At 60.1% G+C, this 24,024-nt stretch carries 17 protein-coding genes and 1 pseudogene; 11 read left to right on the top strand and 7 right to left on the bottom strand.

Annotated elements, in window-relative coordinates; genetic code table 11:
* Positions 1-252: 252 nt before the first annotated feature.
* Complete coding sequence (locus N1937_RS02155; protein WP_260057336.1) at positions 253-1,749, bottom strand: CoA-acylating methylmalonate-semialdehyde dehydrogenase; 1,497 nt, start codon at positions 1,747-1,749, stop codon at positions 253-255.
* 179 nt (positions 1,750-1,928) lie between these two features.
* On the opposite strand from N1937_RS02155, the gene N1937_RS02150 reads away from it, so the two are divergent.
* Positions 1,929-2,243, top strand: coding sequence for a putative quinol monooxygenase (locus tag N1937_RS02150; RefSeq protein WP_260057335.1), 315 nt, complete (start codon positions 1,929-1,931; stop codon positions 2,241-2,243).
* Positions 2,240-3,121: a LysR family transcriptional regulator gene (locus N1937_RS02145; protein ID WP_260057334.1), complete on the top strand. Its 882-nt coding sequence runs from the start codon at positions 2,240-2,242 to the stop codon at positions 3,119-3,121. Before N1937_RS02150 ends, N1937_RS02145 begins: the two co-directional genes overlap by 4 nt.
* Here the strand turns inward: N1937_RS02145 and N1937_RS02140 are convergent.
* From N1937_RS02140 to N1937_RS02115, 6 genes and pseudogenes are all read right to left on the bottom strand, one after another.
* On the bottom strand, positions 3,118-3,285 hold the full coding sequence (locus N1937_RS02140; protein ID WP_017967102.1) for a hypothetical protein: 168 nt from the start codon (positions 3,283-3,285) through the stop codon (positions 3,118-3,120). The two genes, N1937_RS02145 and N1937_RS02140, sit on opposite strands and share 4 nt — an antisense overlap.
* A gap of 42 nt (positions 3,286-3,327) precedes the next feature.
* Positions 3,328-3,764 (bottom strand): annotated as a pseudogene (locus N1937_RS02135) (DUF4174 domain-containing protein).
* Positions 3,765-4,120: 356 nt separating this feature from the next.
* Entirely contained in the window at positions 4,121-5,491 is a 1,371-nt protein-coding gene (locus tag N1937_RS02130; protein WP_260057333.1) for a calcium-binding protein, read from the bottom strand.
* The gene (locus N1937_RS02125) at positions 5,457-5,699 is read right to left on the bottom strand and encodes a hypothetical protein (protein WP_260059042.1); all 243 of its coding nucleotides are present in this window, start codon (positions 5,697-5,699) and stop codon (positions 5,457-5,459) included. The genes N1937_RS02130 and N1937_RS02125 overlap by 35 nt, the downstream gene beginning before the upstream one ends.
* Entirely contained in the window at positions 5,618-9,364 is a 3,747-nt protein-coding gene (locus tag N1937_RS02120) for a beta strand repeat-containing protein (protein ID WP_260057332.1), read from the bottom strand. Before N1937_RS02120 ends, N1937_RS02125 begins: the two co-directional genes overlap by 82 nt.
* Positions 9,330-12,452 carry a M10 family metallopeptidase gene (locus tag N1937_RS02115; protein ID WP_260057331.1) on the bottom strand — a complete coding sequence of 1,041 codons (3,123 nt, stop codon included), beginning with the start codon at positions 12,450-12,452 and terminating at the stop codon, positions 9,330-9,332. Before N1937_RS02115 ends, N1937_RS02120 begins: the two co-directional genes overlap by 35 nt.
* Positions 12,453-13,383: 931 nt before the next feature.
* On the opposite strand from N1937_RS02115, the gene N1937_RS02110 reads away from it, so the two are divergent.
* From N1937_RS02110 to N1937_RS02070, 9 genes are all read left to right on the top strand, one after another.
* Positions 13,384-14,904, top strand: coding sequence for a hypothetical protein (locus tag N1937_RS02110; RefSeq protein ID WP_260057330.1), 1,521 nt, complete (start codon positions 13,384-13,386; stop codon positions 14,902-14,904).
* A gap of 119 nt (positions 14,905-15,023) precedes the next feature.
* Positions 15,024-15,446 (top strand): very short patch repair endonuclease, encoded by a 423-nt coding sequence (locus tag N1937_RS02105; RefSeq protein ID WP_260057329.1) that lies wholly within the window; start codon positions 15,024-15,026, stop codon positions 15,444-15,446.
* Positions 15,447-15,586: 140 nt separating this feature from the next.
* Positions 15,587-16,552 carry a DNA cytosine methyltransferase gene (locus tag N1937_RS02100; protein ID WP_260057328.1) on the top strand — a complete coding sequence of 322 codons (966 nt, stop codon included), beginning with the start codon at positions 15,587-15,589 and terminating at the stop codon, positions 16,550-16,552.
* A 43-nt stretch (positions 16,553-16,595) separates the two neighbouring features.
* Positions 16,596-17,468, top strand: a complete 873-nt coding sequence (locus tag N1937_RS02095; protein ID WP_260057327.1) for a NaeI family type II restriction endonuclease — start codon at positions 16,596-16,598, stop codon at positions 17,466-17,468.
* 542 nt (positions 17,469-18,010) lie between these two features.
* The gene (locus tag N1937_RS02090) at positions 18,011-19,261 is read left to right on the top strand and encodes a hypothetical protein (protein ID WP_260057326.1); all 1,251 of its coding nucleotides are present in this window, start codon (positions 18,011-18,013) and stop codon (positions 19,259-19,261) included.
* A gap of 244 nt (positions 19,262-19,505) precedes the next feature.
* Entirely contained in the window at positions 19,506-19,820 is a 315-nt protein-coding gene (locus N1937_RS02085) for a hypothetical protein (protein ID WP_260057325.1), read from the top strand.
* Between the two features lie 9 nt (positions 19,821-19,829).
* Positions 19,830-21,080 (top strand): plasmid recombination protein, encoded by a 1,251-nt coding sequence (locus tag N1937_RS02080; RefSeq protein ID WP_260057324.1) that lies wholly within the window; start codon positions 19,830-19,832, stop codon positions 21,078-21,080.
* Complete coding sequence (locus N1937_RS02075; RefSeq protein WP_260057323.1) at positions 21,077-21,901, top strand: hypothetical protein; 825 nt, start codon at positions 21,077-21,079, stop codon at positions 21,899-21,901. The genes N1937_RS02080 and N1937_RS02075 overlap by 4 nt, the downstream gene beginning before the upstream one ends.
* Positions 21,898-23,883, top strand: a complete 1,986-nt coding sequence (locus N1937_RS02070; protein WP_260057322.1) for a hypothetical protein — start codon at positions 21,898-21,900, stop codon at positions 23,881-23,883. The genes N1937_RS02075 and N1937_RS02070 overlap by 4 nt, the downstream gene beginning before the upstream one ends.
* Positions 23,884-24,024: the final 141 nt, after the last annotated feature.

Genomic DNA, 24,024 nt, shown 5'->3' with positions numbered 1-24,024 from the left:
TGAGGCCATTTGCCGCGACGTCAATCTCCTCCAATATCTCGACGTCATCGAGGATCGCCCGCCTGCGCTCGGGCGTGCCTTGCGCATCCGTTTGACCTCGCACTGGGGAATGGAGATGGCGAACAGACTACGCCCTTGTCTCAGAATATCCTCGATGCCGGACCGATATCGCCGACAATCAGCATGACGAAGAAAAATTCGGGGGCCGAAAGGCCCCCGAATTGCAGATTGCAGATTGGAATGTGGTGACGATCACTTCATCGTCGGCATGACGAATTCCGCGCCGCTCTTGATGCCGGAAGGCCAGCGGGCCGTGACGGTCTTGGTCTTCGTCCAGAACTTGATCGAATCCGTGCCGTGCTGGTTGAGGTCGCCGAAGCTCGAGGCCTTCCAGCCGCCGAAGGAGTGATAGGCGAGCGGAACCGGGATCGGAACATTGATGCCGATCATGCCGATATTGATACGCGAGGCAAAATCGCGGGCGGCATCGCCGTCGCGGGTGTAGATCGCAACGCCGTTGCCGTATTCGTGCTTCATCGGCAACGACAGCGCTTCCTCATAGTTGTTGGCGCGGACGACGGAGAGCACAGGCCCGAAGATCTCGGTCTTGTAGATATCCATCTCCGGCGTGACGTGATCGAACAGGCAGCCGCCGACGAAATAACCGTCTTCATAACCCTGGAGCTTGAAATCGCGGCCGTCGACGACGAGCTTGGCGCCTTCTTCGATGCCGCGATCGATCAACCCGCGAACACGGGTATAGGCTTCCTTGGTAACGAGCGGGCCCATGTCGGCCTTGTCGTCGGTATAGGGGCCGATGCGCAGGGATTCGATCTTCGGGGTCAGCTTCTCGACGAGGCGGTTGGCGGTCTCCTCGCCGACCGGAACGGCAACCGAGATCGCCATGCAGCGCTCGCCGGCCGAGCCGTAGCCTGCGCCCATCAAGGCGTTGACGGCCTGATCCAGGTCTGCATCGGGCATGATGATCATGTGGTTCTTGGCGCCGCCGAAGCACTGGGCGCGCTTGCCGTTCATCGCCGCGGTGCCATAGACGTAGCGGGCGATCGGCGTCGAGCCGACGAAGGAGACGGCGCCGATATCGGGATCGGTGAGGATCGCGTCGACCGCACCCTTGTCGCCATTGACGACGTTGAGGATGCCGGCGGGCAGGCCGGCCTCGATCATCAGTTCGGCGAGGCGGATCGGCAGGGAGGGATCACGCTCGGAGGGTTTTAGGATAAAGGCGTTGCCACAGGCGATCGCCGGCGCAAACATCCACATCGGGATCATGCCCGGGAAATTGAAGGGGGTAATGCCGGCGCCGATGCCGACCGGCTGGCGGATCGAATACATGTCGATCGCAGGCCCAGCGCCCTCGGTGAACTCGCCCTTGGCGAGATGGGGAATGCCGCAGACGAATTCGCAGACTTCGAGGCCGCGAATGACGTCGCCCTTGGCATCCTCGATCGTCTTGCCGTGCTCCTTGGAGAGGATTTCGGCAAGCTCGTCCATGTGCTTGTTCAAGAGTTCGACGAACTTGAAGAAGACGCGGGCACGGCGCTGCGGATTGGTGGCAGCCCATTTCGGCTGTGCAGCCTGGGCGTTTTCGACGGCAGCGCGCAGTTCCTCGACGCTTGCGAGTGCGACCGTCGCCTGTACTTCGCCTGTTGCCGGATTGTAGACGTTGCTTACGCGGCCGCTGGTGCCGGCAACCTGCTTGCCGCCGATGAAATGACCGATCTCACGCATGGGTGTTCCTCCTGTTTTTCGATGGCCGACAATCGCACTTCAATTTGCACAAATCAATGCGCTGATATAAGCAACCGTTGTGCGTAAATTATAGCCCGATCATTGCATCGGGCGCTGCGGCTGCTTCCAAACTTGGCACCCCACGCCAACAAGTCAAACCCCAAGGGGAGATCAAACCGATGAGCCGGAAACCCGTCGTCAGAATGGCAGAGCTGGAGATCGATCCGGACACGCTTGAAACCTATCGCGCATTGCTCACGGAAGAAATCGAAGCATCCCTAGCGCTGGAGGACGGCGTCCTTTCCCTGAACGCTGTTTCCATCAGGGACAACCCGAACCAGATCCGTATTCTTGAAATCTACGCCGACCAGGAAGCATACGAGGCCCATCTGCGAACACCGCATTTCCTTAAGTACAAGAACCAGACGGCGCACATGGTGACATCGTTGACGCTTATCGAGGTCGATCCGATCGCGATGCGTGCCAAGCCATGAACTGGGACGATGTTCGTATTTTCCTCGCCGTCGCCCGCACCGGACAGATCCTTGCCGCCTCGAAGCGGCTGGGGCTCAATCACGCCACGCTCTCACGTCGACTGACTTCGCTGGAAGAGGCGCTGAAGACGCGGCTTTTCATCCGTCGCACGAATGGCTGCGAGCTGACGGCCGAAGGCGAAGTGTTCCTGGCATCCGCAGAACGGATGGAAACGGAAATGCTCGCAGCACAGGCCAGCCTCGGCCACACCGATACGGCAATTGCCGGGACGGTGCGCGTCGGCGCGCCCGACGGCTTTGGTGTTTCCTTTCTTGCGCCGCGCATGGGCAGGTTGATCGAGCGCCATCCGGAGCTGAAGATCCAGCTCGTACCTGTGCCGCGCTCTTTCTCGCTGTCGCAGCGCGAGGCGGATATCGCCATCACGCTGGAGCGGCCGGACCAGGGCCGGCTCGTTTCCTCGAAGCTGACGGATTACACGCTCGGCCTTTATGCCTCGCGCGACTACCTCACCTCCCAGGGCGCGCCAGGGGATATCGACGCACTGAAGGCGCATCCGCGCATCGGTTACGTCGAAGACCTGATCTTCACCGCCTCGCTGAATTTCTCCGGCGAGGTGATGCGGAGCTGGGATGCAAGCTTCGAAATCTCGACGGCGATCGGCCAGACGGAGGCGGTACGATCAGGCGCCGGAATCGGCATCCTGCACGACTATATCGCTCGGCAGTATCCAGAACTCCAGCGCATCCTGCCTGATATTTCGATCCGCCGCGCCTACTGGACGACCTATCACGAAACGGCGCGCGACCTCATGCGCGTCAGGAGCGTCGCCGATTTCCTCCAGGAACTCGTCAGCGCCGAACGGCACATCTTTCTTTAAGGTTCGAAAGTCTGCTTTGCCGGCTCGTCGTTCTCGTCGGGATTGGGAACCGGCGCCTCGTCGGGCATCCGGTCCGGCTCCGGCTCCTTGATCGGAGGCACCGGCTTCCAGCCGGGCGCCGGCATCGGCGGCTGATCGGGAATGGGTTCGTTGGGCACGGACATGACCGCCTCCCTTTCATGATTTCAGTTTACGCGACGTTCGGGCTATTTGCCTGGCTTCAGCGATTCGGCAGCACGCATCGGCATGCTATCGATGATAGCGAAGAGCTCGCCATCGGTAATTGGCTCGCTGGCCTTGAGCTTGACGGTGCCGTCCTTTCCGACAAGGAAGGCGGCGAATTCGCCCACATCAGGTGCCTCGAGATCGCGGCGGATGGCTTCGCCGTCGAGACCGTCAGCCGCACCAAAGAGCGATCGAACGCCGGCGCCGGAAACTTGAGCACCACCAGATCACGCTCATCGAGGGCCGAGCGATCGGCCAGCAACTGATTTTCCTGCCGGGCGGCGCGAGAATTATCCCTGTCGGCGAAAACCACGAAGACGCGGTTCTTCCACTGGAACTGGGCGAGGCTTTCGGCCGCCGCATAAGCGCTGTTTGTCTCGTCGATCTTCGTCGCACCGTAGAGAAGGGTTTTCGACATGCAAATTCTCCCGTTAACATGGAGAACGGTCCGGGAAGGCACGGGTTCCATCGAAACGACAGGATCCTCGTTTCGTTCCTGCACTCGAGAGGCTGCACGTGCGCTTCCGGATCTCACTTTGCAAACCTTATGCAGGCCAGCCGCGGCGTTTGATAATCAACCCTTCTTGCATTTATGTTGAAGCTCGTGCAACTCGCGGCGGAACTCACCAACTCAGCAGAGCATTTTGATTTGCCTGTTGGCTCTCGTCCGACACTGAGGGGTCCAAACGCTGCCGTCTCGGCGGACTTGATTCACACCGCTACGGGTTTAGCCCCCTTCCCGCCAAACAGGGTGCCGCGAGGTCCGAGAAAAGATCACGCAAACAAGAAGTCCCACGATTGCAGGCTTGAAACAGCAACATTCGTTAACGTTATGGTGTTGTCGGAATCGGCTGTGATAATTGTATCATTCCCGAACTGCTCGATTGCCGCAAAAAGCGATTCCCAGTCGGCGAAAATGCTGTCATCGATCGAGATCACGTCATGTGCGGAGCCGGTTGCCACGAAGTTTGTGATCGTATCATGGCCCCAGTTCGGCGAATAAACGAAGATGTCGGCTGCCGCTCCACCAGTGAGGATATCGTTGCCGGCGCCACCCGTCAGCGTATTAGAACCACTGCCGCCGACGATAATGTTGTTCAGCACGTTCCCTGTTCCGGCAAACGCCCCAGTTCCGATAAAGGTGAGGTTCTCGACATTGCCGGCAAGCGTATAGCTCGCCAGGTTCGTGCGAACCGTGTCGCTTCCCTCATTGGCCGCTTCGGTGACGATGTCGCCGGCATTGTCGACGATATAGGTGTCGTTGCCCGCACCGCCGATCAAGGTGTCCGCACCTGCCGCGCCATTCAGCATGTCGTTGCCGGCGCCGCCGGTGATCGTGTTGGCGAGCGCATTGCCGGCGCCGGTGAAGTTGGCGGATCCCGTATAGGTCAGGTTCTCGACATTGTTGCCGAGCGTATAGCCGACAAGCGCCGTCCGGACCGTGTCCGTCCCCTCGTTCGCGTTCTCAATCACGATGTCCGTCGCAATGTCGACGACGTAGACGTCGTCGCCAATCCCACCCAACATCGTGTCGGCACCAGACCCGCCGATCAAAGTGTCGTTGCCGCCAGCCCCCATGAGCTTGTCGGCAGCAACACCACCGATGATAATGTTGTCGAGCAGATTGCCTGTTCCGACAAAGGCTGCCGTTCCGATATAGGTGAGATTCTCGACATTGGCACCCAATGTATAGGCACTCAGGTTCGTTCGAACCGTGTCGATCCCCTCATTGATCGCCTCGGTGACCAGGTCGCCGGCATTGTCGACGATATAGATGTCGCCACCCGCCCCGCCGATCAAACGGTCTGCCCCGGCCCCGCCATTCAGCGTATCGTTGCCGACACCGCCGGAAAGCGTATCGATTGCAGCGCCACCCGTGATCGCGTTGTCGAGATCATTGCCTGTTCCGGCGAAGGCTAGCGTGCCGATATAGGTGAGGTTCTCGACATCGCTGCCAAGCGTATAGCTCGCCAGGGTCGTGCGAACCGTATCGGTTCCGGCATCGGCGGCTTCGGTGACGATGTCGCCGGCATTGTCGACGATATAGATGTCGCCGCCCTCACCGCCGATCAAGCTGTCCGCACCGCCCCCGCCATTCAGCGTGTCGTTGTTAAGCGCCGCCGGTGATCGTGTTATCAAGCGCATTGCCGGTGCCGGTGAAGCTGGCGGACCCCGTGTAGGTCAGGTTCTCGACATTGACCAAGGCGGCGATCGAGTAGGCTGCAAGCGCCGTGCGGATTTCGTCGGTGCCGGCACTGACCGCCTCCTTGATCACGTCGCCCGCACTGTCGACCACATAGATGTCGTTGCCGGCACCGCCGTCAAGCGTGTCATTACCGGCGCCGCCGTCCAGCGTGTCGTCGTTGCGGCGCCGCCGGTGATCGTATTGACGAGCGCATTGCCGGTACCGGTGAAGCTGGCGGATCCCGTATAGAGCAGGTTCTCGACATTGTTGCCGAGCGTATAGAGTGAAAGCGCCGTCTTGATCAGATCGGTTCCTGCATTCAGCCCTTCGGTGACCACGTCGCCAACGTCATCGACAATATAGGTGTCGTTGCCGGCACCACCGATCAGTATGTCTGCTCCGGCCTTCCCATCCAGGATGTCGGCACCTGCCGCGCCCTTGATCGTGTTGGCGAGGCCATTGCCGGTGCCGGTAAAGGCTGCCGTGCCGGTATAGGTGAGGTTCTCAACATCGCTGACAAGCGTATAGCTCGCCAGGGTCGTGCGAACCGTGTCGGTTCCGGCATCGGCGGCTTCGGTGACGAGGTCGCCGGCATTGTCAACGGTATAGGTGTCGTCGCCCTCACCGCCGATCAAGCTGTCGGCCCCGGCCCCGCCATCAAGCGTGTCGTTGCCGGCGCCGCCGGAAAGCGTGTCGGTGGCAGCGCCACCCGTGATCGTGTTGTCGAGATTGTTGCCGGTACCAGCGAAAGTTCCTATCCCGGCAAAGCTCAGGTTCTCGACATTGCCGGCAAGCGTATAGCTCGCCAGGTTCGTGCGAACCGTGTCGATCCCCTCATTGGCCGCTTCGGTGACGATGTCGCCGGCATTGTCGACGATATAGGTGTCGTTGCCCGCACCGCCGATCAAGGTGTCCGCACCTGCCGCGCCATTCAGCATGTCGTTGCCGGCGCCGCCGGTGATCGTGTTGGCGAGCGCATTGCCGGCGCCGGTGAAGTTGGCGGATCCCGTATAGGTCAGGTTCTCGACATTGTTGCCGAGCGTATAGCCGACAAGCGCCGTCCGGACCGTGTCCGTCCCCTCGTTCGCGTTCTCAATCACGATGTCCGTCGCAATGTCGACGACGTAGACGTCGTCGCCAATCCCACCCAACATCGTGTCGGCACCAGACCCGCCGATCAAAGTGTCGTTGCCGCCAGCCCCCATGAGCTTGTCGGCAGCAACACCACCGATGATAATGTTGTCGAGCAGATTGCCTGTTCCGACAAAGGCTGCCGTTCCGATATAGGTGAGATTCTCGACATTGGCACCCAATGTATAGGCACTCAGGTTCGTTCGAACCGTGTCGATCCCCTCATTGATCGCCTCGGTGACCAGGTCGCCGGCATTGTCGACGATATAGATGTCGCCACCCGCCCCGCCGATCAAACGGTCTGCCCCGGCCCCGCCATTCAGCGTATCGTTGCCGACACCGCCGGAAAGCGTATCGATTGCAGCGCCACCCGTGATCGCGTTGTCGAGATCATTGCCTGTTCCGGCGAAGGCTAGCGTGCCGATATAGGTGAGGTTCTCGACATCGCTGCCAAGCGTATAGCTCGCCAGGGTCGTGCGAACCGTATCGGTTCCGGCATCGGCGGCTTCGGTGACGATGTCGCCGGCATTGTCGACGATATAGATGTCGCCGCCCTCACCGCCGATCAAGCTGTCCGCACCGCCCCCGCCATTCAGCGTGTCGTTGCCGGCGCCGCCGGTGATCGTGTTATCAAGCGCATTGCCGGTGCCGGTGAAGCTGGCGGACCCCGTGTAGGTCAGGTTCTCGACATTGACCAAGGCGGCGATCGAGTAGGCTGCAAGCGCCGTGCGGATTTCGTCGGTGCCGGCACTGACCGCCTCCTTGATCACGTCGCCCGCACTGTCGACCACATAGATGTCGTTGCCGGCACCGCCGTCAAGCGTGTCATTACCGGCGCCGCCGTCCAGCGTGTCGTTGCCGGCGCCGCCGGTGATCGTATTGACGAGCGCATTGCCGGTACCGGTGAAGCTGGCGGATCCCGTATAGAGCAGGTTCTCGACATTGTTGCCGAGCGTATAGAGTGAAAGCGCCGTCTTGATCAGATCGGTTCCTGCATTCAGCCCTTCGGTGACCACGTCGCCAACGTCATCGACAATATAGGTGTCGTTGCCGGCACCACCGATCAGTATGTCTGCTCCGGCCTTCCCATCCAGGATGTCGGCACCTGCCGCGCCCTTGATCGTGTTGGCGAGGCCATTGCCGGTGCCGGTAAAGGCTGCCGTGCCGGCATAGGTGAGGTTCTCAACATCGCTGACAAGCGTATAGCTCGCCAGGGTCGTGCGAACCGTGTCGGTTCCGGCATCGGCGGCTTCGGTGACGAGGTCGCCGGCATTGTCAACGGTATAGGTGTCGTCGCCCTCACCGCCGATCAAGCTGTCGGCCCCGGCCCCGCCATCAAGCGTGTCGTTGCCGGCGCCGCCGGAAAGCGTGTCGGTGGCAGCGCCACCCGTGATCGTGTTGTCGAGATTGTTGCCGGTACCAGCGAAAGTTCCTATCCCGGCAAAGCTCAGGTTCTCGACATTGCCGGCAAGCGTATAGCTCGCCAGGTTCGTGCGAACCGTGTCGATCCCCTCATTGGCCGCTTCGGTGACGATGTCGCCGGCATTGTCGACGATATAGGTGTCGTTGCCCGCACCGCCGATCAAGGTGTCCGCACCTGCCGCGCCGTTCAGCGTGTCGTTGCCGGCGCCGCCGGTGATCGTGTTATCAAGCGCATTGCCGGCGCCGGTGAAGTTGGCGGATCCCGTATAGGTCAGGTTCTCGACATTGTTGCCGAGCGTATAGCCGACAAGCGCCGTCCGGACCGTGTCCGTCCCCTCGTTCGCGTTCTCAATCACGATGTCCGTCGCAATGTCGACGACGTAGACGTCGTCGCCAATCCCACCCAACATCGTGTCGGCACCAGACCCGCCGATCAAAGTGTCGTTGCCGCCAGCCCCCATGAGCTTGTCGGCAGCAACACCACCGATGATAATGTTGTCGAGCAGATTGCCTGTTCCGACAAAGGCTGCCGTTCCGATATAGGTGAGATTCTCGACATTGGCACCCAATGTATAGGCACTCAGGTTCGTTCGAACCGTGTCGATCCCCTCATTGATCGCCTCGGTGACCAGGTCGCCGGCATTGTCGACGATATAGATGTCGCCACCCGCCCCGCCGATCAAACGGTCTGCCCCGGCCCCGCCATTCAGCGTATCGTTGCCGACACCGCCGGAAAGCGTATCGATTGCAGCGCCACCCGTGATCGCGTTGTCGAGATCATTGCCTGTTCCGGCGAAGGCTAGCGTGCCGATATAGGTGAGGTTCTCGACATCGCTGCCAAGCGTATAGCTCGCCAGGGTCGTGCGAACCGTATCGGTTCCGGCATCGGCGGCTTCGGTGACGATGTCGCCGGCATTGTCGACGATATAGATGTCGCCGCCCTCACCGCCGATCAAGCTGTCCGCACCGCCCCCGCCATTCAGCGTGTCGTTGCCGGCGCCGCCGGTGATCGTGTTATCAAGCGCATTGCCGGTGCCGGTGAAGCTGGCGGACCCCGTGTAGGTCAGGTTCTCGACATTGACCAAGGCGGCGATCGAGTAGGCTGCAAGCGCCGTGCGGATTTCGTCGGTGCCGGCACTGACCGCCTCCTTGATCACGTCGCCCGCACTGTCGACCACATAGATGTCGTTGCCGGCACCGCCGTCAAGCGTGTCATTACCGGCGCCGCCGTCCAGCGTGTCGTTGTTAAGCGCCGCCGGTGATCGTATTGACGAGCGCATTGCCGGTACCGGTGAAGCTGGCGGATCCCGTATAGAGCAGGTTCTCGACATTGTTGCCGAGCGTATAGAGTGAAAGCGCCGTCTTGATCAGATCGGTTCCTGCATTCAGCCCTTCGGTGACCACGTCGCCAACGTCATCGACAATATAGGTGTCGTTGCCGGCACCACCGATCAGTATGTCTGCTCCGGCCTTCCCATCCAGGATGTCGGCACCTGCCGCGCCCTTGATCGTGTTGGCGAGGCCATTGCCGGTGCCGGTAAAGGCTGCCGTGCCGGTATAGGTGAGGTTCTCAACATCGCTGACAAGCGTATAGCTCGCCAGGGTCGTGCGAACCGTGTCGGTTCCGGCATCGGCGGCTTCGGTGACGAGGTCGCCGGCATTGTCAACGGTATAGGTGTCGTCGCCCTCACCGCCGATCAAGCTGTCGGCCCCGGCCCCGCCATCAAGCGTGTCGTTGCCGGCGCCGCCGGAAAGCGTGTTATCAAGCGCATTGCCGGTGCCGGTGAAGTTGGCGGACCCCGTGTAGGTCAGGTTCTCGACATTGACCAAGGCGGCGATCGAGTAGGCTGCAAGCGCCGTGCGGATTTCGTCGGTGCCGGCACTGACCGCCTCCTTGATCACGTCGCCCGCACTGTCGACCACATAGATGTCGTTGCCGGCACCGCCGTCAAGCGTGTCATTACCGGCGCCGCCGTCCAGCGTGTCGTTGCCGGCGCCGCCGGTGATCGTATTGACGAGCGCATTGCCGGTACCGGTGAAGCTGGCGGATCCCGTATAGAGCAGGTTCTCGACATTGTTGCCGAGCGTATAGAGTGAAAGCGCCGTCTTGATCAGATCGGCTCCTTCATTCGGCCTTTCAGTGACGAGGTCGGCAAGGTTATCGACAACATAAGTGTCATCGCCCGCTCCGCCGATCAGTATGTCTGCTCCAGCCTTTCCGTCCAGCGTGTCGGCACCTGCCGCACCCCGGATCGTGTTGGCAAGGTCATTGCCTGTCCCGGCAAAGGCTGCCGTGCCGCTATAGGTGAGATTGTCGACATTGGCGGCAAGAGTATAGCTTGCCAGCGCCGTTTGCACCGTATCGATGCCCTCATCAGCGTTTTCGGTGACGACGTCGGACGTGTTATCAACGATGTAAGTGTCGTTGCCCGTCCCGCCGATCAGCGTGTCGGCGCCAGCCCCGCCATTCAGGGTATCATCACCGGCACCGCCCGACAAAATATCGATGGCCGCGCCGCCGGTGATCGTGTTGTTGAGGGTATTGCCAGTGCCGGCAAATGCAGTCCCGCTAACGGTAGTGAGGTTCTCGACGTTGGCGCTCAGTGTGTAGCTCGCCGCATACGTCTGAACCGTGTCGATGCCCTCGTCGGCGTTTTCAATGATAGTGTCGCCGGCATCGTACACGACATAAATATCGTTGCCGGTCCCACCGGCAAGCGAGTCATTTCCCCACTTACCATTCAGAGTATCGTTGCCTGCCCCACCGGAGAACGTATCGTCGCCTAACCCACCAGTGATTATGTTGTCGAGGCTATTACCGGTACCGGTAAAATTGCCGTTACCTACGAAGGATAGATTCTCGACATTGGCGATGTCCGCAAGCGAATAAGCAGCAAGATCGGTCCGGATCTTGTCAGTGCCGCCGTCGGCCGCCTCGACCACGACGTCGCCGAGACTATCGACCTCATAGGTATCGTCGCCCGCACCACCGATCAGCGTGTCGGCGCCGGCCTCCCCATCAAGCCAATCAGATCCCGTCCCGCCGGTGATCACATTGGCCGCCGCATTGCCTTCACCGATGAACGTGGTGGTGCCGGTGTAGGTCAGGTTTTCGACGTTAGCGCTGAGTGTATAAGAAAGCGTCGTCCGGACCGTATCCGTCCCCTCATTGGCATTCTCAATCACGGTGTCGCTGGCATTGTCGACGATGTAGATGTCGTCGCCCACCCCGCCCGACAGCTTGTCGATTCCGGTCCCGCCGTCGAGCGTATCATTACCGGAATCGCCGGTCAGGGAATCATTTCCGGCGTTGCCCCAGAGCGTATTGTCCGCTTCGTTCCCCGTAACCGTATCGTTGCCGGAGCCGGCCTTAACGTTCTCGATCAACGATGCAACATTGTCCTGATAAAGCAGGGCGTTGAAAATGTTGCCGCGGGCATAACCATTATTCGGACCTCCTCCCAGGTCGGCCAACTGGCCCTGGGAAAAGACCGAGTAACCCCCTGCTCGCAGGTCGATCTTGAGGGCGGTGGTATAAGCGCTCAAATCATAGGTATCGATACCGCCGCCGTCCCAGATTGTCGCGAAGATGCGGTTGGCGGCGGGTGTGATGGCCGCAACGCCGTTGACATAGGTGATGCCCTGGTTCGGATTCCACTTGTAGACGGTATTGTCACTGTTCGTCGTATAGTCCGCACCATACATTTCCTGCAGGGCGGCGATGTCGAGCATCATGAAGGTTTGCGGCGCGCCGTCATGCTCATACGTGTACCCATTCCCATTGTCTCCGACATATGTGCGGTAGGTCATGATCGTATATTCGAGCGAGTCGTAGGCGCTCGGAACGACTGTCGGATTGAGATTATACCCTTCCTGAGCATGTTTCAGTCCGAGAGCGTGACCCAGTTCGTGTGCCAAGGAATGGCCCGCGTAGTTGCCGAACCTCGGCAAGCGATAATCATCTTCGGTGCCAGCATATTCCGTGCCGAACCAGACATCGCCACCGCTGCCGCCGATATTTGGGGTATAGGCCCATGCCGTCGGAGGTAGCCACGATTGAGCGAACCGCACCGTTGCGGTGCCAGCGCTTCCGGCCTCAAAGTTGGCGTTCGTAAACCCCTCGACGGAGAAGCCGTCATTTGCCGCACTCCCGTAGGACTGCTCCATAAAGTACAAAGCATAAGACTGCTGCTGCGTCGAAATTGAAGAGAAAGAATAGTCTTTCTCGCCGCTATAGGCATAAGATGACGAGGTGGTAGGAAACGCATAGGTTATCGTTCCGTCCCAGGCAGTGCCACTGAAGAGCCCGTCAACTTTCTCATCCCCAGTCGAGCTGACGTCCTTTGTCGAAGTAATAAGATTCGTCATAAAATATCCGTTTGCCTATTCCGTTCGGCCGTGCCTAATGCCAGTTTCCCTCTGCCCCAAACCAGAGGAAATTTCAACCAAAAGCTTTATTTCGCTTCAGGAAAGTTTTTGATCTTAGTAACCAACGCTTATGAAGCCCTTCGTCCGCAAACTCGATCAAAGGCTAGAAGCTATTCCAGGGATCCTGTGCTCAGCCTGTCCGAACCTCCGCAATTGCTGGCATGACGGCACTTAAATTGGCGTTACAGCCATCTGCTGAAATTTAATAAGTTTCCACGCTCGGTGAGATCGGGAAAGCAAGGTCCGGATGTTTTGGCGCCCGCCGAGCGATGTCTGCGCCTGGGCGGATCGTTCCGTATCGAGTGGCGAGTTGTCGCATTGCGGACCTTGCTGCTGCTGCTGCGTGCCGCACACGCAGCTCACACAGCAGTATGGCGCATACGGACAAATGTTCGACTTTCTGTGGCAAAAAAATGTAGGTGCTCTTCAGGGCGCCGCGCCATGGGATTGGTCATGGGCACGCTTCGTATGCCATTCCACACGTGAAAGATCGCGCTTTTGGCAAACCACTCCAACATCGGTGCAGGATCGTTACAGATACCGTTAAACGTCTATACCGACATATTCGGCCGAAATGACATTAGCTAAAACGACTCGTCTGATAGGGAGTTGACGTGGGGAGATGGTACGGTTGGGGGGTCTCGAACCTCCGACCTCAGGTGCCACAAACCTGACGCCTAGCGTTAATGCAAGACTCCGATGACGATCAATGTCTTTAATTTTGCGCGTAAAATATTGACATTTAACGGTATTTGGTGATTGTCGATCGAATTAAAGACCTCATTGTCATCTCTTCGTGCCTAATTAAAGACTCCACTTATGGGGTGGCAAATGTTCCAGACGTGTTCCAGAAAACAAATTAAAGACTCCGATGACCACTAAATCCGATAAAGCCGATCTCCGTCCAACCCAGCTGACCGACTTCCTCAAGGCCGCGCGCCCAGGCCATAAGGGCAGCCATTACATTACTGACCTGAAATGCACTGGTTTGTCGCTACGCTTGAAGGGTGAGAAGGTCTCGTTCTTCCTACGATATAAAGGCGTCAACAAAACCCTCGGCTGGGGACACGAGGGGGAGGCCTGGTACATCCCCTCAATCAAAGCTGCACGCGAGCTCGCCGACAAGGTGAAGCGGCAGATTGATTTTGGCGGCGAGACATACGCCGAGGAGTTCCTGAGGCAGTATCACCATGCAGTCGAGAACAAGCTTGATCTTTCGCATGACGATATCGTCCGTGAGATGCGCCCAAGGGCGGGAACTTGGACTCTGCAGCGCTGCATGGAAAGAACTATCGAGGACAAGACGGCGCACACAGCAACGAAACCGTGGCGGGAAACGACCGTCACAACCTTGAAATCGACCTTCGCCAAACCCGAATTCGCTGACCTTCTGGAGATGCCGGCCGTCAATATCAAACGGGCAGACATTGAACGAATTCGTGACGACATGCTCAAGAAGCACAAGTCCCCTTCCCCCGCAGCGAAGGTGGTTTCGAACGTCAGTACTGTTCTCGGCCATTGCCAGTCCGTTCATGGCGGACAATCGGGACTGGACCGCGTTGAACCATGGTGGAAACTTCTGACGGTGGGGCAGTCGGTCAAACCGCGCACCCGTAACCCGGGTTTGGAGGGCGTGGCGAAGACCCTCGTTCTTGCGGACGTCTACGCCATGAAACGCCTGCCGGGGCGCATGCAGGCGAAACACGATCACAAGTATGGAATTCGTGACGGCGTTGCCGCGGCGTTTCACTGGGTCTGCTTGACCGCCCAGCGCCAGGGCGCGGCGCTGGCGATCCAGAAGACTGACTACATCCCCGACCCCGATAATGAGGGCTGGTATCTCGCCGCGTGGGGCGAAGGCATCATGAAGGCCGGCATTGCCCATATCTTGCCGATCCCGCCACGGCTGGCGCAGCACATGGCGACAAAACTCGATCAGGTGAAAAGGCCCGACAGCAGGTGGCTGCTCCCGTCGGAACGTGGCGAAGAGGATATCCACATCCACCGATCCTCCACCCTCGCCGTTGTCCAGCGCCTCGGCGCGCGCGACACCCTGACGAAGAAGCGCGCGACAGCGGTCGATCTCTTGGCAGCCAACGGCATCAAATGGTGGACCCCGCACGACCTCCGCCGGACAATTACCCGCGCTCTCGACGACGCCGGCATTCCGGGCGGAGCTTCAGTGGTCCTTGCTCACGAAGTGAGACGCACGGACAATCTGGACGTTGAGAACGACGACTCACGCGAGCAGCGCGTCGCCCGCATTACGCGGCTCGCCTATGGTGGCGCGCAGCACCTCCATTTAAAGCGCAGGGCCATGACGATATGGACAGATACAGTCTTGGACGAATACGACAGACTCAAGTCGGAATGGCTGCCCACCGAGCGATGACTGGCATCGCCCGAGCGCCCGCGCGACGGCGGTGAAACCAAGTCGCCCCGCGGGGGCGTGAGGCCCTCCCCTGGGGGAGGGCCGCAGCACCGTCCTGTGGACGGGGTGGGGGAATCGGATTGGCAGATGTCACGGCACAGCGCAGCAGGAACATGGCGCGTATCCGTTCCAAGGACACTAAGCCTGAGCTGGTCGTGCGGCGTCTTGTCCATGCCTTGGGTTACCGCTACCGTCTCCATCGGAAGGACCTGCCGGGTAAACCCGACCTCACTTTCGGCCCCCGACGGAAAATCATCGAAGTCCGTGGATGCTATTGGCACGCCCATCTTCGATATGACCCTACTTGCTGGGAAGCCCGTTCGGAGGCCAAGTCGAACACGGGGTATTGGGGGCCGAAGATGGATCGCAATGCGGAGCGTGACCGGAAAAATCTTGCTTTACTCGAAGCGGACGGCTGGCAAGTCCTCGTCATTTGGGAATGCCAACTCCGGGACATGAACGCGGTCCGTGCGCGCATCGGCGACTTCCTTGGCGGAAAGTAATCCTGTGGGTTCTCGCTCCGTTCACCCGGTTAAGCTTGGGGAAACCTTGTAGGTGTAGCTTGACGGATGAACCGTTGCGCTGAATCGAGCAGCGTGCTAAGGCGGGCTTGTTCTTGTTTTGTTCTCGCATGGAGGCCCCTATGTCTTTAACTTCCCTTGAGATGTGTGCCGGGGCCGGCGGTCAAGCACGTGGTCTTGAGCTCGCTGGCTTCGACCATGCCGGCGTTGTCGAGATCGACCGTGACTGCTGCGAGACGCTTCGCCTGAATCGCAAGCAGTGGACGGTTCACGAGGAAGACCTGTCTCTGTTCGACGGCACTGGGTACAAGGGCATCGACCTCCTCGCGGGCGGTTTGCCATGCCCGCCGTTCTCCGTCGCCGGCAAGCAGCTCGGCGATAAGGATGAGCGTAATCTGTTTCCTGCCGCGATCCGTCTCGTGGACGAGACCCGTCCCAAGGCTGTTATGATCGAGAACGTCCGCGGTTTCCTGAGTGCCATCTTCGAGGACTATCGAGGCTTCATTAAGGGCGAACTCAAGAAGCTCGGCTACGACGCCCATTGGCGTCTGTTCAACGCTTCGGACTACGGCGTGCCGCAACTGCGGCCGCGCGTCCTGATCGTGGCGCTCCGCGACGACATCAAGGACCACTTCGAGTGGCCCTCCCCGTCGCCTTTCGACGCGCCGACGGTCGGCGAGACGCTGGCCGATCTTATGTCCGCGAACGGTTGGAAGGGAGCGAAGGCCTGGGCCAAGCGCGCCAACGACGTCGCGCCGACGCTTGTTGGCGGCTCGAAGAAACATGGTGGCCCCGACCTTGGCCCGACGCGCGCCCGTATGGCATGGGCGACGCTCGGCGTGAACGGTAAGTCCATCGCCGAAGAGGCCCCCGACCGCGACTTCGTTGGCATGCCCCGTTTGACTGTTCGCATGGCCGCACGCATTCAGGGCTTCGACGACCAGTGGCAGTTTCACGGTCGGAAAACTGCGGCTTACCGCCAGGTCGGAAACGCGTTCCCGCCTCCTGTAGCCAAAGCCGTGGCCTCAAAAATTCGGGAAGCCATGGAGACACGGGCTAGTCGTCCCGTTTCTGCACTCGCAGGTTGAGAGCTTAACGATCCGCTAACCATGTCCGGCGATCATCGTCGGCATGTCACAGGCTCCCCTCGATTCGTCACATCTGGACTATCCGCTCGTTTCGAGGGTGGTTGCGGCACTCCTTCGCCATGCCGGCGGATACGGCAAATTCGCTGTGGATGTCCCCGTCCTTATCCGTCAGGCGTTTGACGAAGTCATCGATGCTCCCCGCACAAGCCGCTTCACGCTCGGTGAAACTGAAAAAACCGAAAAGACCTACGTCGGGACGAAGGTCGAAATCCTGATAAGGAACTATCTCGGCGTTCCCAAGGGTACCGTCCTCGACATGCTGGTCGACGGCACCGAGATCGATATCAAGAACACAACCGGACGTGACTGGATGCTCCCGAGGGAAGTGCTGAACAGGCCGGCTCTTCTCGTCAGGTCGTCGGAAAAGACGGCGCTCTGCGACGTCGGCGTCGTGGTCTGCAGGCCAGAATATCTTCGTCTCAGCACCAATCAGGACGGTAAGGGCCAACTCCTGGCCGCCCAGCACGTGAATATCTGGTGGATACTGCGCCAGCATCCCTATCCGCCCAACTTCTGGGAAGTTCTATCGGTTGCCGACCGCAACGAGATCATGTCAGCCCGGGGTGGCACCAGCCGCATCGCGGCCCTGTTCGAGAAGGTTCAGGAGCGACCGATATCTCGGCAGCAGGTTAGCGCCCTCGCCCAACAACATGATTATATGAAGCGCATTCGCCGAAATGGTGGCGCGAGAGACATCCTCGCGCCGAGAGGCATCGCCTTGCTATGGGGACAGCGCGACCGCGCCTTAATAGACCAACTCGGGCTCGGCCCCGTCACCGCCGACGAATTCATTTCATTCCAACCTAAAACAACGGCGGACATTACCCTTCTCCGAAACGCCGGCCATATCGACTGACACGCCGTATTCTTGGAGAATCCTGAACGGCGCTTGACCGATACGCGGTATCGATCGACCATGAAAAAACCGCCATCGACGGGCTCGCAACCCTCCAGCGGTTTTTCTTGGGAATGTTCAATAATGATGAACGATCTTGAAATTGTTGTAAAGCCGCCGTTGACGGCTGAGTGAGCGCGGGGCTGGGACATACCCCAGCCAAGCCGAAGTCACCCCCAACCCTCCGCCTCAAATTTGTTGACAAGCTCTTCGCCGACAAGGGCTTTGCGCTCGATCCCTACGAAGACGCAGAGGTGCATGTTCGCGCTGCCGTCAAAACGACGGCTCCCAAGGCGGCAGGCGAAGCCGCCGCCCTCGGGAGTGGAGGAGCTACGGTTCCACCCCGTGGAAACGGAGCTTCTACGCTCCCCTGCCAGGACATCCAGATACAGACTCCCTCTGGGTCATCGACGGTCAAGCGTTGGAGTCTTCTATCCCGAATTCAAAGGCTCTGCCGTCCCGCCGAGGAAGGCGCTCGCGGTCCTGCCGTCGTTGGATGCGGCATGCCCGGACATAATGCGACCAACGTCAACATTCATCTCCGCACGTCTCAGGAAACAGGCGAGATACGCGCAGGCGTGTCGGGCATCTACCGTTGCGGCTCGCCCTGGCTCTGCCCCGTCTGCGCCGTGAAGAAGGCGCATGACCGCGCGGAGCGCGTCCAGGCTGCCGCGAATGCCACGTTCCAGCGCGGAGGACGCGCCGCGCTCGTCGTCCTCACGGCTTCGCATTCCCTTCGAACGTCGCTCGCGGAGATCAAGGCCTTGGTGCAGGGCGCATCCAGTGCCGCCCGGAAGGGCCGCGCATGGACGGATGCCGTCGCGGAATACGGTATTCTCGGTGTCGTCGTGGGTCAGGAAACAACGTACAGCATCGAAAACGGCTGGCACTATCACCAGCATCTGTCGGTTCTGGTGGACGGTCCTGATGATGACGCATACGAGCGTGCGGAAGCCGCTGGGGCGTGGTTAGCGAACACGTACACAGCGAAGGTCCGCGCAGTGGGCGGCAAAGTATCCGACCGCCATGGCTGGCACGTCCGGATTGCCATCGACGCCAAGGACGCGAGCAACTACACCGCCAAAGGGTCCATGGCCTGGGAAATCTCCGGCGGGTATAAGGACAGAACAAAGGCTGAAGCTTCGTTGACGCCGTGGGACATCGCCGCTGCTGCGGCGGACGGTGATGCGGCGATGTTCGGGCGCTGGCGGGAATACATGGAAATCATGCCCGGCACGCGCTCGTGCGTCGTATCCCCAGCGCTCGCCCGCAAGCTCGGGATCGATGTCACGAAGGACGACGAGGCCGGCGAGCAGGATTTGCACGAGGCCGACGAGGTAGTCGGTCGCGTCGAAGCACCAACGTGGCGGGTATGGATGAGGCACGGGCTTGCAGCCACATTCCTGAGCCGCGTCGAGTATGGGGGCCAAGAAGGATTCGACGCAGCCGTGGATTCTACGGAGCGAGACGCCGAGCCGCTGGAGGCCGAATACCAGCGGCTCCGAGCGGAGCGCGCCGCCGTCTGGAAGGCCGAACAGGAGCGGAAGGCGACCGCGATGCAGCGGCAGCGTGAAGCGACGCGGGCTGACAGGGACACGGCGTTCGCGCGCGCGTATGCGATCGACCGCCTCCGGCGTTCCGCCGATAGCCACGGCTCGCGGGATCGCATCGGTCGGGTGATCGAAGAGGCCGCTGCCGTGTTCCCCGCGGCGCGCCGGCTTGAGCCTGCGGAGCTGGTCAAGGCTGCCGCCTGAGGCCAGCGGCCTGAGCCTCCCGAGAAGGAGGCGAAGTCACCGAGAGGCAACACGCGAAAGTACGTGTTGCCTCGTCGTCCACCTGGACGACGACAAGGCCCCAGCCAGGCCCCAGAGGGTCTGTCTGAAAGACCCCTCGGAGAGCCGACGTCTCGACCGCAGGGAGAGACATTAGTCGGTCACTAATATCTTGCTTCGCTTTCCGCCGGCGCACACGATTCTCTTGTTAACAGGGGTGCAGCGCATGAGTGATCGGGAATTTACGGATGGTGAATTGGAGCTTGTCATAGAGGCTCTGACGGGGGCCATTTTGACGCTTGCGGGGAGGTCCCGTCAGCGCGGGGCCTCTTTCGCATCGACCGAGTTTGATTTCAGCGGTTATTCTGCTTCTGAAACTCAGTTTGGTTTCAGGGACGATGACCCCCGCATTGATGAGCAACTGACGTATGCGCAGAACGTTCTCGACCGTCTCCAGGCCGAACGTGATCGCCGCCGCGCAATCACGGTGCAGCGTATATGCGAATGGGCGGAATTCGGCCTTCCGCGGTCGTCGCAGTGAGGTGCTGCCGTGGCGATCCAGTTTGTTCATATGGAGAATTTCAGCAGAAAAGCGGATAAAAAAGGTCGGTCCACCTCTTTCGTTTTCGGAGAGGCGGCACGCCGCCCTGATGTGTCGCTGCATGTCCACGACCCACTGCCCCCTATAGTTATCTACGGCGTGCCATTGGAAGAGGTCGAGCGCTTGCATGATGCGCAGGCGGCGACGGCGCGGACTACACCACAGGGTGGGAAAGAGCGGTCTATTCAGAGGCATCAGCACACGCTTGTCACCGTCGTTATGAGCCACCCTTACACCGTCGAGGAGGTGAAGGCCGATCCCGCGAAGCGCAGCGAGGCCGAGAGATGGGAAGTCCTGAACGTTCAATGGCTGAAAGAACAGTTCGGAGATTCGCTCGCCTCGGTGGTCAGGCACGACGACGAGGCCCACTATCATCTCCATGCTTATGCCTTGCCGCCCGATCGAGCAATGAAAGCCTCGCTCCTGCATCCGGGGCAAGTCGCTAAGTCGGCGGTGCTCTCCGCCGGCCCTCGATCGGGAGAGGATCAGAAGTCGGTCATAAAACGATCTGACCATGCGTACAAAGCCGCGATGCGGAAGTGGCAGGATGGCTATCACCAGGCCGTCGCGGTGCCCTGCGGCCTGTCCAGATTGGGGCCGGCGAAAAGGCGTCTGACGCGGGCAGAATGGCAGGCCGAGAAAGTCCAGGCGACGGCGCTGCAGGCGACCGTCGAACGGGCGCGGGCCGTCCAGGCGCAGGGACAAGAATTCGTCGCCCAGTCGAAAGCATCGGCCGAAGCCGAGATCGCGAGAGCCGCTAAAGCGAAGGCATCCGCCGATCGCGCGGCTGAGCTTGCCCGACGTGAACGGGAAAGGGCGGAGAAAGCGTCTGCCGAAGCCCTCAAGGCACGTTTGGCGGCGGAAGAGGCTCAGAGGTCGGCCGATCGCTTGAAAGGGATAGGCGGACGTCTACGAGCCCTTTTCGACGGACTTCGGATTTCCAAGGTCCGTGAAGCGGTGGCGGTCGAGTTCTCGGCGCGGCTCGAACAGGCTCAGCGGTTGCTGGATGCCGTCCGCGGCGACGTCAAGGCCGAACGGGAACGCCGTCGCGAAGCGGAGAGGTTAGCGGAGGCGTCGGCTTCCTCGGTGCGCGCGCTCGCCGCGCAACGCAACCTTGCTTGGCAAGAGGTTCAGTCGTTGCGCGCTCGGTACGAGCCGGAACCAACGAAAATCAACATAAGGGGTTACAAACCGAAATGATTGCGACAACAAGACTGATCGACGACACTAAGCCCGCCGACGCGGTTGCAACGCCTCTCCATGGCCTTGATATCGATTTCTCCGAACTACCGCCGTGGCCGGCGGATGACTTAGAGGTCCCGGTAGTGTTGCGCGCGTTGGCCGAGGCGTTGACGGGCGCAGACCTCAAGACTGCTGAGCCGATGCCGGAACCGCTTCGGAGGCGGGCAGAGGAGATACGGGCGGGCATGTGGCCCGAACTGTCGATCGAGCTCGCCGCTGCCATAGCGATCGTAAGGGACTGTCAGCTTCACCAGCGCGCGCCGTCGAACAGTCGGCGGGAATGGCTCACGGAGCACTCCCCCGGATTGCTCTCCTACCTCGACACCATGGCGGATGGCGGTCCCGCCGCATGGCGTACCGTTCGGGATCGCTGGATGATCCAGGCACAGGCGATGGACCTGGCGGGCGTCCAGGCGTCGGCGCGGGTGCCGCGCTATGAGCACATACTTAGAGCTCTGAAGGATATGGCTGCTATCGGCTTGATCGCCGTGCGAAAGGCCGAGGAAGAGCAACGGGCCGAATGGGAGCTTGCTCGTAAACAGGCAGCGGCCGCGGCCGGCCTACGTCCCGACCAAGACGAAGACCAGGGCGGCACTGCTGAAGGCGGCTCCGGAGGAGGCCAGAAGGCGAAATCCGGTGCGCCGGTCGAAACTGAGGACACCGCCGAAGAGGTCATTTTGACCGCTGCGGAGATCGCGGCCATGGGCTGGGGGAAGCCCACAAGGAACACCAAGGAAGAGAAGAACGATTTCACGCCTCCGGGAGGGCCGAAGCTATGATAGACCTGTTTGCGGAACCTCCGAAAATAAACGGCGAGATTGTCAACATCGCTTGGAAGTGGGTCGATGCAATCTTGCCGTCTGACACTTCCACCGCCTGGGGACAGACTTTTGCAGTTTTCACTGCGATCTTAGCCACGTTCGGAAGCTTCTATCTCGCCTATACGACCGTGACGGGGATTGTCGCCAGTGCGTACACTGGCAAAGTGCTAGGCGAGCGGTTTCACCAGATTTGGACGCCTCTCCGTATCATTCTCGGTTTCGGCCTCATCGTGCCTGTCGGTGGTCAATTTTCCAGCATTCATTACGGCATCAAATACTTCATCGCCCTACCCGCCGTGAACGCTGCCGATCATATGTGGCTTGCCGACGTCGATGCGGTCGCGGGAAAGTCCGTGCCGATCCTGCCCGCCTCTACAGGCGGTTCCGGCGTCGTGATGTCAATCCTCGAGCACGAGATATGCGCGGCCATCTACAACAAGAGTGGCGACCTTTGGGGCTGGAAAACCCGGCAAGCAGCACCTGCAGGCGAAGTGTCCGGCGATCGCGTCTGGTGGAGTTATGGGCCGACATGTGGCTCCATCTCGTACACCATGCTTGATGACCGCCCGAACTTCTCCGAGGCCCGCCGTAAAGCCGTGGAAACCCTTGTCATTGGCATGAGGACGGCCGCGGCGAAATATGCCGATGCCGTCACCGAGAACACGGGCGTCAATTCGTCTGACGCCTATGTGAGAGCGATCGCCAACGGCTCCCTGCCCGTCTCGATCGTGGCCGACCTCCGCGCAGCGGGTGAAGCCTTCGACAAGAGGATTGCCGAGGCCGCGAAAGCGGAAGCGGCGACCCTGGAAACGGAGAGCCGCGCCAAGCTCGTAGCGAACGCCAGACAGCAAGGCTGGATGTCTATGGGGATGTACTGGCGGGGCCTGTCGGACATTTCCATGCTCGGAACGCGCATGGCAAACGAGAAGCCCGAACGGCAGACGCCGCGCCTCGATTCCGACTTCGGTCAGCAGATCGCCAAGGGCTTCGAGGCGCTGCGCTACCAGGTGAGCGGTGAAGTTGCGCGGGTGCAGATTTCGGCAAACGACTTCACCTCTGCCGGTGACGATAGGGCCGACTTTTTGACAAAGGTTCTCGGTCCGTCAGCGAGAGATATTGGCGTGTGGTTCGCTACGGTCGATCCCCAAGATGACCCTATGGCGCGACGGATTGCCGGGGGCCAAGTGTGGAAGACGACAGCCGAAAGCGCTGTCGTCCTCGGGGGTGTCGTAATGGTTGGTTCGTCCAACTGGTTTGCCGAAAAACTCGGCGCTAGCGAGGCCGCAAAGTGGTTGCTCAGTTGGGCTTCAGTGGCGATCGGAGCGATGTGGCTAATCGGCTCGATGTGGACCGACATCATTCCAAGCTTGCCCACCATCTACACGTACATGGCCGGATGTTTGTTCGTCGTCGCGATCGCCGAAGCGATGATCGCGGGGCCGATCTGGGCTCTGACCTTCATGAAGGCCGACAACGAAGATTTCATCGGCTCTGCTCAACGGATGGGCTTGAGGTTGCTCATCAACATTGCGTTGCGTCCGGCGCTGGCCGTCCTATCGCTCGGCGCTGGCTTCCTGTTCTTCCCGCTCGCCGTGAATACGCTTGACGCTATTTGGCCGATGGCGTTCTACGCGCAAACGGGCGGCTATGTGGCGGGTCTGTCTACGATCATCGTCAGCTATGCCTTGAAGACGTATGTTGAATGGATGGTGCACACCCGAGGTTTCGGGATGATTGCAGGGCTTCCGGATCGCGTGATGGCCTGGCTCGAAATCCAAGGCGCTGGAAGCATGGGAGAGGCCGACCACACGGCGGCGGCGGTGATGGGTGCGACTGCCCTAGGCAATCGGTCCACCCCCGGCGCTTTGCCGACGCAGGCCTTGTCCAAGGCAAAGCCGACAGGCAGCATAGATGAAGGCTCGTGGAGGCGCAGCGAATGAACGTCGAGCAAGTGGAAATGTGACCCGTCTTGGGATTGTGTTACCTGGTCGCATTTGTAATCCCCTTTTGGATCACCTGTGTTTTCCTCGGCTTCATATGGTCCCTGCCCGACCGTATCGCGTCAAATATCGAGACACTTA

Origin of the sequence: Rhizobium sp. WSM4643 (assembly GCF_025152745.1) — a bacterium.
Classification (GTDB): domain Bacteria; phylum Pseudomonadota; class Alphaproteobacteria; order Rhizobiales; family Rhizobiaceae; genus Rhizobium; species Rhizobium leguminosarum_I.
This window is presented reverse-complemented; position numbering and strand designations above follow the sequence as displayed.